This is a genomic window from Salinifilum aidingensis, from assembly GCF_054782015.1.
Genome location: NZ_BAAGTH010000015.1, coordinates 47,103 through 60,519, shown reverse-complemented (window position 1 = coordinate 60,519; position 13,417 = coordinate 47,103). Strand labels below are relative to the sequence as shown.

Annotated in this window: 13 protein-coding genes; 11 read left to right on the top strand and 2 right to left on the bottom strand. The window is 71.5% G+C overall.

Features of this window, described 5'->3' with window-relative positions; translation table 11 throughout:
* The first annotated feature begins 126 nt into the window (after positions 1–126).
* The 9 genes from ACYVJE_RS19070 to ACYVJE_RS19030 all read left to right on the top strand — a co-directional run bounded on the left by ACYVJE_RS19070 (position 127) and on the right by ACYVJE_RS19030 (position 9,570).
* Entirely contained in the window at positions 127–1,080 is a 954-nt protein-coding gene (locus ACYVJE_RS19070) for a Ppx/GppA phosphatase family protein (protein WP_461145514.1), read from the top strand.
* 200 nt (positions 1,081–1,280) lie between these two features.
* A complete protein-coding gene (locus tag ACYVJE_RS19065; protein WP_461145513.1) occupies positions 1,281–2,900 on the top strand; it encodes a peptide ABC transporter substrate-binding protein in 1,620 nt (539 codons plus the stop codon).
* A 117-nt stretch (positions 2,901–3,017) separates the two neighbouring features.
* Complete coding sequence (locus tag ACYVJE_RS19060) at positions 3,018–3,944, top strand: ABC transporter permease (protein ID WP_459157192.1); 927 nt, start codon at positions 3,018–3,020, stop codon at positions 3,942–3,944.
* 1 nt (position 3,945) lies between these two features.
* A complete protein-coding gene (locus ACYVJE_RS19055; protein WP_461145559.1) occupies positions 3,946–4,911 on the top strand; it encodes an ABC transporter permease in 966 nt (321 codons plus the stop codon).
* An 84-nt stretch (positions 4,912–4,995) separates the two neighbouring features.
* Positions 4,996–5,934: an ABC transporter ATP-binding protein gene (locus ACYVJE_RS19050; protein WP_461145558.1), complete on the top strand. Its 939-nt coding sequence runs from the start codon at positions 4,996–4,998 to the stop codon at positions 5,932–5,934.
* On the top strand, positions 5,927–6,928 hold the full coding sequence (locus tag ACYVJE_RS19045) for an ABC transporter ATP-binding protein (RefSeq protein WP_461145512.1): 1,002 nt from the start codon (positions 5,927–5,929) through the stop codon (positions 6,926–6,928). The genes ACYVJE_RS19050 and ACYVJE_RS19045 overlap by 8 nt, the downstream gene beginning before the upstream one ends.
* A 131-nt stretch (positions 6,929–7,059) precedes the next feature.
* Positions 7,060–8,127 carry a TNT domain-containing protein gene (locus ACYVJE_RS19040; RefSeq protein WP_461145511.1) on the top strand — a complete coding sequence of 356 codons (1,068 nt, stop codon included), beginning with the start codon at positions 7,060–7,062 and terminating at the stop codon, positions 8,125–8,127.
* Positions 8,124–8,432, top strand: coding sequence for a hypothetical protein (locus ACYVJE_RS19035; protein ID WP_459157188.1), 309 nt, complete (start codon positions 8,124–8,126; stop codon positions 8,430–8,432). Before ACYVJE_RS19040 ends, ACYVJE_RS19035 begins: the two co-directional genes overlap by 4 nt.
* Before the next feature lie 277 nt (positions 8,433–8,709).
* The gene (locus ACYVJE_RS19030) at positions 8,710–9,570 is read left to right on the top strand and encodes an endonuclease domain-containing protein (RefSeq protein ID WP_459157187.1); all 861 of its coding nucleotides are present in this window, start codon (positions 8,710–8,712) and stop codon (positions 9,568–9,570) included.
* A 250-nt stretch (positions 9,571–9,820) separates the two neighbouring features.
* Here the strand turns inward: ACYVJE_RS19030 and hisN are convergent, their stop codons facing one another.
* Positions 9,821–10,606, bottom strand: a complete 786-nt coding sequence (gene hisN / locus ACYVJE_RS19025) for a histidinol-phosphatase (protein WP_461145510.1) — start codon at positions 10,604–10,606, stop codon at positions 9,821–9,823.
* Positions 10,607–10,819: 213 nt separating this feature from the next.
* On the opposite strand from hisN, the gene ACYVJE_RS19020 reads away from it, so the two are divergent.
* A complete protein-coding gene (locus tag ACYVJE_RS19020; RefSeq protein WP_459157186.1) occupies positions 10,820–11,494 on the top strand; it encodes a response regulator transcription factor in 675 nt (224 codons plus the stop codon).
* Between the two features lie 3 nt (positions 11,495–11,497).
* Positions 11,498–12,775 carry an ATP-binding protein gene (locus tag ACYVJE_RS19015; RefSeq protein WP_461145509.1) on the top strand — a complete coding sequence of 426 codons (1,278 nt, stop codon included), beginning with the start codon at positions 11,498–11,500 and terminating at the stop codon, positions 12,773–12,775.
* 57 nt (positions 12,776–12,832) lie between these two features.
* Here the strand turns inward: ACYVJE_RS19015 and ACYVJE_RS19010 are convergent, their stop codons facing one another.
* Positions 12,833–13,369 carry a GtrA family protein gene (locus tag ACYVJE_RS19010; protein ID WP_459157184.1) on the bottom strand — a complete coding sequence of 179 codons (537 nt, stop codon included), beginning with the start codon at positions 13,367–13,369 and terminating at the stop codon, positions 12,833–12,835.
* Positions 13,370–13,417: the final 48 nt, after the last annotated feature.

Here is a 13,417-nt window from a genome sequence, read left to right as displayed (position 1 = left end):
GCCTCCCCTCAGCTGCCCCGGCCTCCCAGCGGCACGCGAGCGCCGATCCGCGGATTCCCTTACTAGTGTGGTGACCGCACCCCTCACCGGGAGTGGTGCGCACCGACACCGCGAGGAGGAACGCCGATGGCACGGGTCGCCGCGATCGACTGCGGGACGAACTCGATCCGCCTGCTGATCGCCGACGTGACGGCGAGCGGGGACGGGCGGCGCGAGCTGCGGGACGTGCAGCGGGACATGCGCATCGTCCGGCTGGGCCAGGGGGTGGACGCGTCGGGGCGGCTCGCCGACGAGGCGATCGAGCGCACCCGGCTGGCCCTGGTGGACTACGCCGAGGCCGCGCGGCAGGCCGGTGCCGAGCGCGTCCGCATGGTGGCCACCTCGGCCACCCGCGACGCGGCGAACCGGGAGGACTTCTTCGGCATGGTCCGCGGCACGCTCGGCGTCGACGCCGAGGTGATCACCGGCGAGGAGGAGGCCCGGTTGTCGTTCACCGGTGCGGTGAGCGCCTTCGACCCCTCCGGCAGCCCGTTCGCGGTCACCGACGTCGGCGGCGGCTCGACCGAGCTGGTGCTGGGCACCTGGGACGGCGCGCAGGCGCGGGTGCAGGCCTCCTACTCGGCCGACATCGGCTGCGTGCGGCTGACCGAGCGGTGCCTGCCGTCCGACCCGGCGACGGCCGACGAGATCGCCGAGGCGGAGAAGCTCGCGCGGTCCGTGCTCGACGAGGCCTTCGCCGCGGTGGACTCCTCGGGCGCGCGCACGTGGATCGGCGTGGCGGGCACGGTGACGACGCTGTCGGCGCTGGCCCTGGGGCTGGAGGAGTACGACTCGACCCGCATCCACCGCTCGTCGGTGCCGCGGGACGGCATCGAGCGGCTGACCGGCGACCTGCTGCGCATGGGGCACTCCGAGCGCGCCGCGCTGGGGCCGATGCACCCCGGGCGGGTGGACGTGATCGGCGGCGGCGCGCTGGTGGTGAAGGCGCTCGCCGACGAGTTCGCCGAACGCGCGGGCATCGCCGAGATGGAGGTCAGCGAGCAGGACATCCTCGACGGCATCGCGCTGTCGATCGCGTGAACGGGCGGGCCGCATCTCACGGAGTGGGCAGTTCGTCCGCCATTTAGGTGAATTGTCCGCTGCATCGAGAAAGTCGGCTACGTCTTTATGACATCCGAGCGGTGCAGACCACTTCTCGCCTAAATTGTTCGCACCACGCGGTGGAGCGGGCCGACCGCGGCCCGTGGCGCCGCGTGGATGCGCGTTAGCGGGAGGTGCACATGCGAAAGCGACGCTTGGCCGCCTGGATCGCGGCCCCGCTCGTCGTGGGGCTGGTCGCCGGCGGTTGCGGCGGCGGTGGTGCCGGCTCGGAGGACGGCTACATCTCGGTCAACTCGACCGAGCCGGAGAACCCGCTGGTGCCCGCGGACACCACGGAAACCGGCGGGGGGCGCCCGGTCGACGCGATGTTCACGGGGCTGGTCGGCTACGACGGGGAGAGCAGCGAGCCCTACAACGAGCACGCCGAGTCGATCGAGACCGACGACAACCGCGTTTACACGATCACGCTCAAGCCCGGCTGGACGTTCCACGACGGCACGCCGGTGACCGCGGAGAGCTACGTGCGGGCGTGGAACTACGCCGCCTACGCCCCGAACGGGCAGTCCGCCGCGTCGTTCTTCTCGCACATCGAGGGCTTCGACGAGGTCAACCCGGGCGGCGGGGAGAGCGGGGGCCCGCAGCCCGAGCCGACGGCGGAGAAGATGTCCGGACTCGAGGTGCTCGACGAGCGCACCTTCCGGGTCACCCTGGACCAGCCCTTCGCCACGTTCCCCACGATGCTCGGCTACCCCGCCTTCTCCCCGATGCCGGAGAAGTTCTTCAACGACCCCGAGGGCTTCGAGAAGCACCCCGTCGGCAACGGGCCGTTCACGTTCGAGGAGCGGCGCCCGAACGCCTACATCAAGCTGGGCCGCTACGAGGACTACGCGGGCGAGCACAAGCCGAACATCCGCGGTGTCGAGTTCCGCGTCTACAACGAGCAGGAAACCGCCTACCAGGACGTGCGCTCCGGCAACCTCGACTTCATCGACGCGGTGCCGCCCTCGGCCCTGGTCGACGACAAGTGGCGCACCGACCTGCAGGACCGCGTGGTGGAGAAGGAGATCCTGCGCAACACCGCGCTGCAGCTTCCGCTGTACCAGGAGAAGTACCAGGACCCGCGCGTGCGCAAGGCCCTGTCCATGGGCATCGACCGCGAACGCGTCACCGGCGTCGTGTTCAACGGCGCCTACACCCCGGCGAGGGGATGGGTGCCCGAGGGGGCCGTCCCCGGCTACGAGTCCGGCGCCTGCGGTGAGAACTGCGAGTTCAACCCGGACCGCGCCAAGCAGCTGCTCGAGGAGTCCGGCTTCCGAGGTCCCGTCACCATCACGTCCAACGCCGACGGCGGGCACAAGGAGTGGATCGAGGCCGTCTGCGGGCAGTGGAAGAACAACCTCGGCGTGGGCTGCACCTTCAACGCGGTGCCCACGTTCTCCGAGTTCATGACGATGCACGAGAACCGGTCCCACGATGGGCCGTTCCGGTTCGGCTGGGTCGGTGACTACCCCTCGGCGGAGACCTTCCTCGGCAAGATCTACCGCACCGGCGCCTCCTCGAACTACATGGACTACTCCAGCCCCGAGTTCGACAAGGCGATGGACGCCGCCGACCAGGCGCCCAGCGTCGAGGAGAGCAACAAGGGGTACCAGCGGGCCGAAGAGGTCCTCGCCCAGGACATGCCCTCCATCCCGCTGTGGGACCAGAAGGCCGTCTCCGGCTACTCCGACCGGTTGGAGAACGTGCACGTCCAGTTCGACATGAGCCTCGACCTGGAAACGGTGCGCCTCAAGGAGTGACGCGCGAAGCCGCGGGTCCGGTCGCCACCCCGACCGGGCCCGCGGTGCGCGCCCACATCGCGCCCCGGCAGCTGCCGGGGCACCGTTGGCACACCACCGTTGTCGAGGAGGTTCGGCGTGGGGCGTTACATCCTGAGGCGCCTGCTCCAGTTCATCCCGGTGTTCATCGGGACCACGTTCATCATCTACGCGCTCGTGTGGGCGCTGCCGGGTGACCCGTTCGCCGGCCGCTGCGGCGAGCGAGCCTGCCCGCCCGCCTACGTCGCCGAGATGACCGAGAAGTACAACCTGGACGATCCGCTCGTCATCCAGTACGTCAAGTACCTCGGCCAGCTGCTCCAGGGCGACTTCGGCGAAACCTACTCCGGGCTGTCCGTCGGACAGCTCGTCGGCGACGCCTACCCGGTCACGATCCGCCTGGCCGTCGTCGGCCTCGCCTTCGCCGCCGTCATCGGCGTCGCCGCCGGTGTCCTCACCGGACTGCGCGGCCGCGGCCTCGTGGACAACCTCGTGCTCGTCTCCACGCTCTTCCTCATCTCGCTGCCGGTGTTCGTCACCGGCTTCGTGCTGCAGGTGCTGCTCGGAACCGAATGGGGGATCATCAACCCCAGCGTGAGTTCCCAGGCCAGGTGGGGAGAGCTCATCGTGCCCGGATTCGTGCTGGGCAGCCTGTCCATGGCCTACGTGGCGCGGCTGACCCGCACCAGCATCATGGAGAACAAGCGCGCCGACTACGTCCGCACCGCGCACGCGAAGGGCCTGGCGCCGCGCCGCGTGGTCGGGGTGCACCTGCTGCGGAACTCGCTCATCCCCGTGATCACGTTCATGGGCACCGAACTCGGGGCGCTCATGGGCGGCGCGATCGTCACCGAGGGCGTGTTCAACATCAACGGCATCGGCGGCCTCGTCTTCGACGCCATCCAGACGAAGGAAGGCGTCACCGTCACCGGCGTGGTGACGCTGCTGGTGCTCGTGTACCTGCTGATGAACCTGCTCGTAGACGTGCTCTACGCGGTTCTCGATCCGAGGATTCGCTATGACTGAGATGCGCTCGTCCTCCACCGAGCAGACGACGGAAACCACGCAGCGCGCGGATCCGGCGGCACCGGCCCCGGGGCGGCCGGCCGGCGGGAGCGGGGAGAAACCGCGCGGGCTGTGGGGCGACGCGTGGCGCGACCTGCGGCGCAGACCGCTGTTCCTCATCGGCAGCGTCCTGCTGGTGCTGCTGCTGGTCATGGCGGCGTTCCCGCAGCTGTTCACCTCCGTCGACCCGACGCACCAGGACCTGCTCCGAGCCCGGGAAGGCCCGTCGGGCGAGGCGTGGTTCGGCTACGACTCCCAGGGGCGCGACATCTTCGCGCGCTGCATCTACGGGGCCCGCACCTCGATCATCGTCGGCATCCTGGCGACGACGCTGACCGTCCTCATCGGATCGGTCGTCGGGCTGGTCACCGGCTACTTCGGCGGCTGGCTGGACAGCCTGCTGTCCCGGTTCGCCGAGATCTTCCTGGGGCTGCCGTTCGTGCTCGGCGCGATCGTCATCCTGACCACGCTCAACCCGGCCGCCCAGCAACCCAGCGCGACGCGGATCATCACGCAGGTGATCGTGTCGATCTCGGTGCTGTCCTGGCCGATCTCGATGCGCATCATGCGCTCCGCGGCGATCTCGGCCAAGCAGCAGGACTACGTCAAGGCCGCTCGCGCGCTCGGCGCCGGGCCGCTGCGGATCATCCGCCACCACCTGCTGCCGAACACGATCTCGCCGGTGCTCGTCTACGCCACGATCGCGCTCGGCGGATTCATCGGCGCCGAGGCCACGCTGTCCTTCCTCGGCGTCGGGCTGCAGTCACCGGTCGTGTCCTGGGGCGTGATGATCGCCGACTCGCGGGACTACATCTCCGTGGCACCGCACCTGCTGTTCTTCCCGGCAGCGTTCCTGGTCGCCACCGTGCTGGCGTTCGTCATGCTCGGCGACGCGGTGCGCGACGCCCTCGACCCGAAGCAGAAGTAGGAGAAGATCGTGTCTGCACAGGACAGCAACGCGCCCGGCGCGGATCCCCTGCTCGCGGTCGACGACCTGCACGTCGAGTTCCGCATGCGCGAGAGCACCGCCCACGTGCTCAACGGCGTGAGCTACCGCGTCCGGCCCGGCGAGACCCTGGCCGTGCTCGGCGAGTCCGGCTCCGGCAAGAGCGTCACCGCGCAGACCGTCATGGGCATCCTGGACATGCCGCCCGGCGTGGTCACCGGTGGTTCCATCCACTACCGCGGGGAGGACCTGCTCGCCGCGGGCGAGCAGCGGCGCCGGCAGCTGCGCGGCGAGTCCGTGGCGATGATCTTCCAGGACGCGCTGTCGGCGCTGAACCCCGTCTACACCGTGGGGTTCCAGATCGGCGAGCAGCTGCGCCTGCGGCGCGGCATGTCGCGGCGCGACGCGACCAAGCGGGCCGCGGAACTGCTCGACATGGTGCGCATCCCCAACGCGAGGCAGCGCGTGCGGGAGTACCCGCACCAGTTCTCCGGCGGGATGCGGCAGCGCGCCATGATCGCCATGTCGCTGGCGCTCGACCCGGAGCTGCTCATCGCCGACGAACCCACCACGGCGCTGGACGTCACGGTGCAGGCCCAGATCATGGACATGCTCGACGACCTCCGCCGCGAGCACGGCATGGGGATGATCCTCATCACCCACGACCTCGGCGTCGTCGCCGAGATCGCCGACCGCATCGCGGTGATGTACGCCGGGCGCGTCGTCGAATCGGCCGACGCGAAGGAGCTGTACCGGCGTCCCGCCCACCCCTACACCGAAGGGCTCATGCGCTCCATCCCGCGGATGGACACCAAGGAGTCCGAACTGGACAGCATCCGCGGGATGCCGCCGAGCCTGTCCGCGATCCCCGCCGGGTGCCCGTTCCACCCGCGGTGCCCCCGCGCGGAGCAGCGGTGCTCGGTGGAGGTCCCCGCGTACCACGAACCCGAGCCCGGCCGGATCAGTGCCTGCCACTTCGCCGAGGAGTTGATGAGCCGTGCCTGAACCGATCCTCGAAGTGCGCGATCTCGTCAAGCACTTCCCGATCACCCGCGGGGTGCTGTTCCGCAGGACGATCGGCCACGTGCGCGCGGTCGACGGGGTGTCGTTCGACCTCAACCGCGGCGAAACGCTCGGCATCGTCGGCGAGACCGGTTGCGGCAAGTCGACCCTCGCGCAGGTGCTGATGCACCTGGAACGCCCGACGAGCGGGCAGGCCCTCTTCGAGGGCCGCGACATGTTCCGGATGAGAACCAGCGAGCTGCGCGGGCTGCGCCGCGACATCCAGATCGTGCTGCAGGACCCGTACACCTCGCTGAACCCGCGGCGCACCGTCGGCGACATCGTCGGCGAGCCCTTCGAGATCCACCCGGAGGTCGCGCCGAAGGGCGACCGGCAGCGGCGGGTGCAGGAACTGCTCGAGGTCGTCGGGCTCAACCCGGAGCACATCCAGCGCTACCCGCACCAGTTCTCCGGCGGACAGCGGCAGCGCATCGGGATCGCGCGGGCGCTGGCGCTGCGGCCGAAGGTCATCATCTGCGACGAGCCGGTGTCCGCACTGGACGTGTCCATCCAGGCGCAGGTGATGAACCTGCTGGCGCAGCTGCAGTCCGAGTTCGGCCTGTCGTACATCTTCATCGCGCACGACCTCGGCGTCGTCCGGCACCTGTCCGACCGGATCGGGGTGATGTACCTCGGGCGCATCGTGGAAACCGGCACCGAGCAGGAGATCTACGAGCACCCGCAGCACCCGTACACGCAGGCGCTGCTGTCGGCCGTGCCCGTGCCCGACCCGTCGGTGCGCGAGCAGCGGGAGACGATCCGGCTCGTCGGCGACGTGCCGAGCCCGGCCGACCCGCCGTCCGGGTGCCGGTTCCGCACGCGGTGCTGGAAAGCGCAGGAGGTGTGCGCCGAGCAGGACCCCGCTCTCGAGCGGCAGGGCGGTCAGCACGACGTGGCCTGCCACTTCGCCGAGGAGCGGCCCGCGGTCGTGTCCTGACCGGCCGGTCCGTCCTGCCCCGCGGTGCGCGGCCGCGGGGCAGGGCTGCGCGCGCCGGTCGGCTCGGGTGGCTCTCCTCGCCGCGTGGCTATCCTGACCGCGGGGAAACGACGGCGAGGGAGGCTGCGGCCGTGTCCGACCGAGCAGCGCGCGACGGCGAGCCCGACGCGTCCGACACCGGGCCGATCGCGGTGCCCGGGAGCTCGCCGGCCGCCGACACGGGTCCGGTGCCGCTGGCCGCTCCCGGTGCGGAACCGCGGACCGCTCCCGGGCGGGCGCTGCCCCCGGCCGGCGAGCCCGCCGGTGCCGCGGCGAGCCGCGCACCGCACCGCGGAGCGGGGCAGGTGCGCCCGCGCGCCGCGTTGCGTCCCGCCGCACCCGGCATCCCGCCCGTGCCGCAGCGCCCCGTGCCGCAGCGTTCGGGGCGCGCCCCGCGCACGCCGCGCAGCGCGGAGGCGACCGCGTTCGTGCTGCACCAGTTCCCGCTCGGGCACATGCCCGTCTCCGCCAGCGCCCCGGCGCGTCAGCACGCGGTGGACGAGGGGGCCGGGCAGCGGGGCGTGCTGCCCGCGGCGCCGGAGCAGGAGCCCGCGGTGCGCGCGGCAGGAGGGGGCCTCGGCCCGGGAATCGCGCTCCCGGCGGAGCTGTCCGCGGACGATCCCGGTGGCGGGCTCGAGCCGTCTGAGTGGGACCGCACCTACCGCGACAGCGCGGGCGGGTACGTCTGGCCCGAGCCCGGACAGCCGGGCTCGGCGGAGTCGCTGCCCGAGGGGGCCGAGGTGGACCTGCTCGGCACACCGGTGCGGCGCCTCGTGTTCGCCGCGGGCACGCCGTTCGCCGAGCGGGCGCAGCCGCCCGAGTACCGCGGGCGGTCCTACCGCCGGTTCCGCGTGCGGCTCGCGGTGCCGGTGGTGCGGGAGGAGGCGCAGGCGTGGTTCGGCCAGCCCGGTGGCGGGACCCGCTACGTGCTGCCCCGCTCGGTGGTCGAGCTCGTGGCTTCGGGGCATCTGGTCGAGGTCGCGGGGGACTGCGGCGCCGGGTCCTCCTCCGGGGAGGCACCCGGAGGGTCCGGTGCTTCGGAGCGGGCGGATACTCGGGGACAGGTGGCCGGTGCGAACGACCCGCTGGACCCCCTGACCGCGTCGACCGGAGTGCGGTTCGGCCCGGAGGGGGAGTCGGGTAGTCAGGAGGTTCGGTGAACGCCGAATCGGTGCTCGGGTGGCTGCGTGCCATGAACGTGCCGGCGGAGCTCGTGTCGGTCGGAGCGGAGGCCGATGACGCGTGGTGCCTGCTGCGTTCCGAGGCCGAAGGTGCGTCCACGTGGGACGTGTTCTGGCGGGAGCACGGAAACCGCTACGACTGGGCGCGTTTCGACGACGAGCAGGTGGCGTGCTTCTACCTGTTCGGCCGGTTGACCTGGACCCAGGCCCTGCGCGGTGTGGTCGGTCCGCTCGACACCACCCCCACTCCCGCCGGTGGTACCGAGCTCCCCCCGCCCGAGTAGCCCTCGTTCGGCCGCCGCTCCCGCCCTGTCCCTGTGCTCTGCCCCCGCTTTGTGCTGCCTGCCCCTGCCCCTCCCCCTGCCTGCCCCTGTGCGGCGACCGGTACTTCGTTCCCCGGGCGCCCCGCAATCTGGACTCGTTCCAGAGAGCGCAATTTTCATGAAAATTGTGAGTTGTCCCCACGCGGATGGAGCACAATCCTTCCACAGGGGGTCGAGTTGTCCACAACTTTCCGCAGCAGTGAAGATTTTCGGCCGGTGCAGGCAGCAAGCTGGCGTCATGACGCCGTTGTCCCTGCCGAAGGTGAACGAGTCGGGGCTGTTCACTCGGGCTGAAGCTCTCGCCGCCGGATACACCGACCACGATCTGCGCGACCCGAAATACCGCCGGGTCATCCACGGGGTGTACGCGCTTCGCGAGGTGCCGCCCTCGCATGCGCTGACGTGTCGCGCCGCGAGCATGGTGCTCCCACCGGGCGCCGTGTTCATCAGCCGCTCCGCAGCCACGCTGCACGGCGTCGAACTCGCCCACGCCGGGGAGAACGTCGAAGTGCTCGGCGGCCGCCGCTACCGTCACCAGGGCGTCTACCCCCGGGATCTGCAAACTGCGCCGGATGAGCACGAACCGTGGTACGCCATGCGCCTAGCCACCCCGGTGCGCGCGGCTTTCGACCTGCTGGCCCGGTTTCCGCTGGAGCGGGCGGTCGCGTACACCGATGCGCTGGTGCACAACCGCGTGGTGCGGGTGGACGAGATCGCGCGCTTCATCGCCGAGAGGCGGTACTACGGGGTGCGGTACGCGGAACGCGCCTTCCCCTGCCTGGACGGGCGCGCCGAGTCGATCCCCGAGTCCGTTCTGCGGCTCGTCCTGGTCCGCGAGGGGTTCGCCCCGGTCCCGCAGCATCCGGTGTTCGTGGGCGGGGAGTTCCTGGCTCGTCTGGATCTCGCTTTCCCGAAGCGGAAAGTGGCCGTCGAATACGACGGCATGTGGCACTCCGACGTGGTGCAGGCCCGTCACGACCGCGAGCGGCGCGCACGGCTCGCGGTGTACGGGTGGACTGTCATCGTGGTGAACGGGCACCGGCTCGCAACGGACCGCAAGGGCATCATCGCCGAGGTGCGCCACGCGCTCGGGGCGTAGGTGCGGGCGCACGAACGCTCGGAGGTGCGCAAAGCGAAATCTGGACTCGTTCCAGAGAGCGCAATTTTCATGAAAATTGTGAGTTGTCCCCACGCGGATGGAGCACAATCCATCCACAGGGGGTCGAGTTCTCCCCAGGTGTGCTCATCGGATGGGGTGGTCGTGGGGTGCGACTGCATCGCGGGGCTCGCATCGGGTGGCGGGCATCGCGTGGGGCGCGACTGCATCGCGGGGCGGGCTCGTGCGGTGGTCAGTCCGGGCGGAGCTCTTCGAGCGCCGCGTCGTGCAGGAGGCCGTTGGTGGACAGCGCGTTCCCGCCGTCGATCCGCGCGAGACCGTCGAGGTCGGTGAACCGCCCGCCCGCCTCCTCCACGAGCAGCCGCACCGCCGCGACGTCCCAGGTGTTCACGACGGGTTCCGCGGCGATGTCGAGGACGCCCTCGGCGACGAGGCAGTGGTGCCAGAAGTCGCCGAACGCCCGCGACTCCCAGCAGGCGTCGAGCAGCCGCAGGTACGCCGCGCGGGTGCGGTGGTTGTCCCACTCGGCCAGGTTCGTGGTGGACAGGTAGGCGTCCGACAGCTCGCCCACGGCCGAGACCCCGAGGCGCTCGGCCCCGCCCGCCGGGGAGTTCGCCCACGCGCCCGCACCGGCACCGGCCCACCAGCGCCTGCCGAAGGCGGGAGCGCTGATCACCGCGACCCGCGGGATCCCGTCCTCGAGCAGCGCGAGCAGGCTGGCCCACGCGGGTACGCCGCGCAGGAAGTTCTTCGTCCCGTCGATCGGGTCCAGGATCCACGCGCGGCCGGCGCCGATCTCCCCGCCGCGCTCCTCGCCGACCACTCCGTCCGCCGGGCGCTGCTCGGCGAGCACGCCGCGCACCGCGTCCTCCACGGCCAGGTCGGCGTCGGTGACCGGCGTCCTGTCGGGCTTGCTGTCGACGGTGAGGTCGCGCGAGCGGAAGCGCTCCAGCGTGATCCGGTCCGCCCGGTCGGCGAGTTCCAGGGCCAGGTCGAGGTCGCGCTCGTCACCACTCACGCGGAGCACCCTACCGGGGCGCCGGCCGGCCCGTGCCGCGGAGACCGCTCGGGGTCTCCGAATGCGCTGCGCTTCCACCTCGCCACTCTCCGCGTGCGGAAACCCGCGGAACTTCCGGGCGAACGGAGCGTTGCGGCAGGAAGAACGCGCTGCGCAACACCGCGTGGTCAGCGCACCACCGACGCGGTCCGCAGTGGCCACTAGGCTGGAATCGTGAGTGTGGTCCTACTGGCGGAAGACGACCCGGCGATCGCTGAGCCGCTGTCGCGCGCCCTGCAACGCGAGGGTTACTCGGTGCAGGTGATCGAGGACGGGCCCGGGACGCTCGAAGCAACTTCCGCGGGAGGCGTCGACCTCCTCGTGCTCGACCTGGGCCTGCCCGACATGGACGGGCTCGAGGTATGCCGGCGGTTGCGCGCCCAGGGGCGCGGCCTGCCCGTGCTGATGCTCACCGCGCGCACCGACGAGGTGGACTTCGTCGTCGGGCTCGACGCGGGCGCCGACGACTACGTGGCCAAACCGTTCCGGCTCGCCGAGCTCATGGCCCGCATCCGCGCGCTGCTGCGCCGGGGCGCCCCGGACACGCTCGAGGCGTGCGGCGTGCGGCTCGACCTCACCGCCCGCCGCGTCCTCGTGGAGCAGCAGGAGGTGCAGTTGGCCAACAAGGAGTTCGAGCTGCTGCGGGTGCTGATGCAGCGCGCCGGGCAGGTCGTCAGCAGGGAGGAGATCCTGGAGCAGGTCTGGCCCGAATCGGACCGCAAGGGGAGCAAGACGCTCGACATGCACATCTCCTGGCTGCGCCGCAAGCTCGGCGACGGCAACGGGCGCATGGACGAAACGCACATCGCCACCGTCCGCGGTGTCGGATTCCGCTTCAACACGGACTGAGCCATGCGCCGCCGGATCCTCCGCGCCACCCTGCTGGCGGTCGCCGTGACCGCCATCGTGCTGGGCCTGCCGCTCGGGTTCAGCGCGTTGAAGCTCGTGCAGGACATCACCAGCGCCGGCCTGGCCACCCGCGCCCAGCAGATCGCGACGCTGCTGGACGAGCAGATCGCCGCGCACCGGCCCATCAACCTGGACGCGGCGCGGTTGGCCGTTCCGGACGGGGCCCGGCTCGTCGTGCGCACGCAGCAGCACGACTACACCTACGGCCCCGACCCGGGGGAGAACCCGATCGTGGAGAGCGTGCCGATGGTGCAGAGCGGCACGGTGACGATCGCCGCGCCGAGCCAGCCCGTGCGCATGCAGCAGCTGCAGGTCGCCGGCCTGTTGCTGCTGCTGGTGGTGTTCTCGGCCGCGACCGGGATGATCGTGGCCACGGTGACCGCGCGACGGTTGGCCGACCCGCTCAGCCACGTCGCCGCCCGCGCCGCGCGCCTCGGCGCGGGGGACTTCCGCGCCGACCCCACCCGGCACCAGGTGCCGGAGCTCGACAGGGTCGCCGATGCCCTGGACGCCTCGGGGGCGGCGCTGTCGCAGCTCGTCCAGCGCGAGCGGGAACTCGTCGGGGACGTCTCGCACCAGCTGCGCAGCAGGCTGACCGCGTTGCAGCTGCGGCTCGAGGCGCTGAGCACGATGGAGGACCAGGAGGTCGCCGAGGAGGCGGGTGAGGCGCTGGAGCAGGCCGAGCGGCTCTCCGCGGTGCTGGACGACCTGCTGGCCGCGGCCACGGAAGCGCGGGCGCGGGAGGCGGAGCCGCTGGACGTCACGGCGCTGCTCGAGGAGGTCGCCACCGAGTGGCGCGAACCGCTGCACGCGGAGAACCGCTCGCTGCGCACGCGGGTCTCGGACGGGTTGCTCGCCCGCGCCACGCCGGAACGGCTCCGCGAGGCCATCGGCGTGCTGCTGGACAACGCGCGGCGGCACGGCAAGGGGACCGTGACGCTCGCCGGGAGGCAGGGCAGCGGCACCGTGGTGATCGATGTCAGCGACCACGGTCAGGGCGTGCCCGATGATCTCGTGTCCCACGTGTTCGAGCGCGGATTCTCGGGAGCGGGCTCCACGGGCGTGGGGCTGGCGCTGGCGCGGGCACTGGTGGAGGCCGACGGCGGCCGGATGGAACTGAGCCAGTCGCGTCCGGCCGTGTTCACCATCTTCCTGCCGCTGGCCAGGGCCGACGACGTGCTCGGCGTGCCGTGGAACGCGGACCGGTCCACACCGCGGTGACGCCGCGCCGGCGAACGCGCTCGTCGGCGGCTCCGCCCGCCCGGGGCGCGGCGCGGATCAGCGGGTGAGCTCGTGCACCGGGGCGACCCCGCCCGCGGGGTGCGGCGCGGCGGTGCTGCGCGGGAAGACCCAGCGGCGGAACGCCCACCAGCGGAACAGCATGCCGAGCAGGATGCCGATGATCTGCCCGGAGGTGAAGTCGGCGAGCTCCTCGACCAGTCGCGTGGTGTACGGGGTGTGCAGGTGCAGCAGGTGCCGCGAGATCCACAGCGGGGCCGAGTACATCCCGACGGCGAGCCCGCTGACCACGAAGTACAGCAGCGCCTCGTGCGGGGTGCGGCGGCCGCCGCGCGTGCGGAACGACCACTCGCGGTTGAGCACGTAGGACGCGAGCGTCGCGACCGTCACCGCGAGGACCTTCGCGGTGACGGGCTGCGCGGCCAGCACCGTGAGTTTCAGCAGGTAGAACAGCGCGGTGTCGAGCACGAACGTGGCCGCGCCGACGGTGCCGAACTTGAGGAACTCGCGGTGCCGGATCGCCAGGTCGCGCACGCGGCGGGGAAGTCGTCCCAGCGCCAACTCCACGGTGGACACGCCCCGAGTCTAGGAACCGGCCGGTGGGCCGGTGTCCTCACCCGGAGC

Coding starts and splice junctions, on each gene's coding strand:
- ACYVJE_RS19070 (WP_461145514.1), top strand. CDS start 127: ATGGCACGGGTCGCCGCGATCGACTGCGGGACGAACTCGATCCGCCTG.
- ACYVJE_RS19065 (WP_461145513.1), top strand. CDS start 1,281: ATGCGAAAGCGACGCTTGGCCGCCTGGATCGCGGCCCCGCTCGTCGTG.
- ACYVJE_RS19055 (WP_461145559.1), top strand. CDS start 3,946: ATGCGCTCGTCCTCCACCGAGCAGACGACGGAAACCACGCAGCGCGCG.
- ACYVJE_RS19050 (WP_461145558.1), top strand. CDS start 4,996: ATGCGCGAGAGCACCGCCCACGTGCTCAACGGCGTGAGCTACCGCGTC.
- ACYVJE_RS19030 (WP_459157187.1), top strand. CDS start 8,710: ATGACGCCGTTGTCCCTGCCGAAGGTGAACGAGTCGGGGCTGTTCACT.
- ACYVJE_RS19015 (WP_461145509.1), top strand. CDS start 11,498: ATGCGCCGCCGGATCCTCCGCGCCACCCTGCTGGCGGTCGCCGTGACC.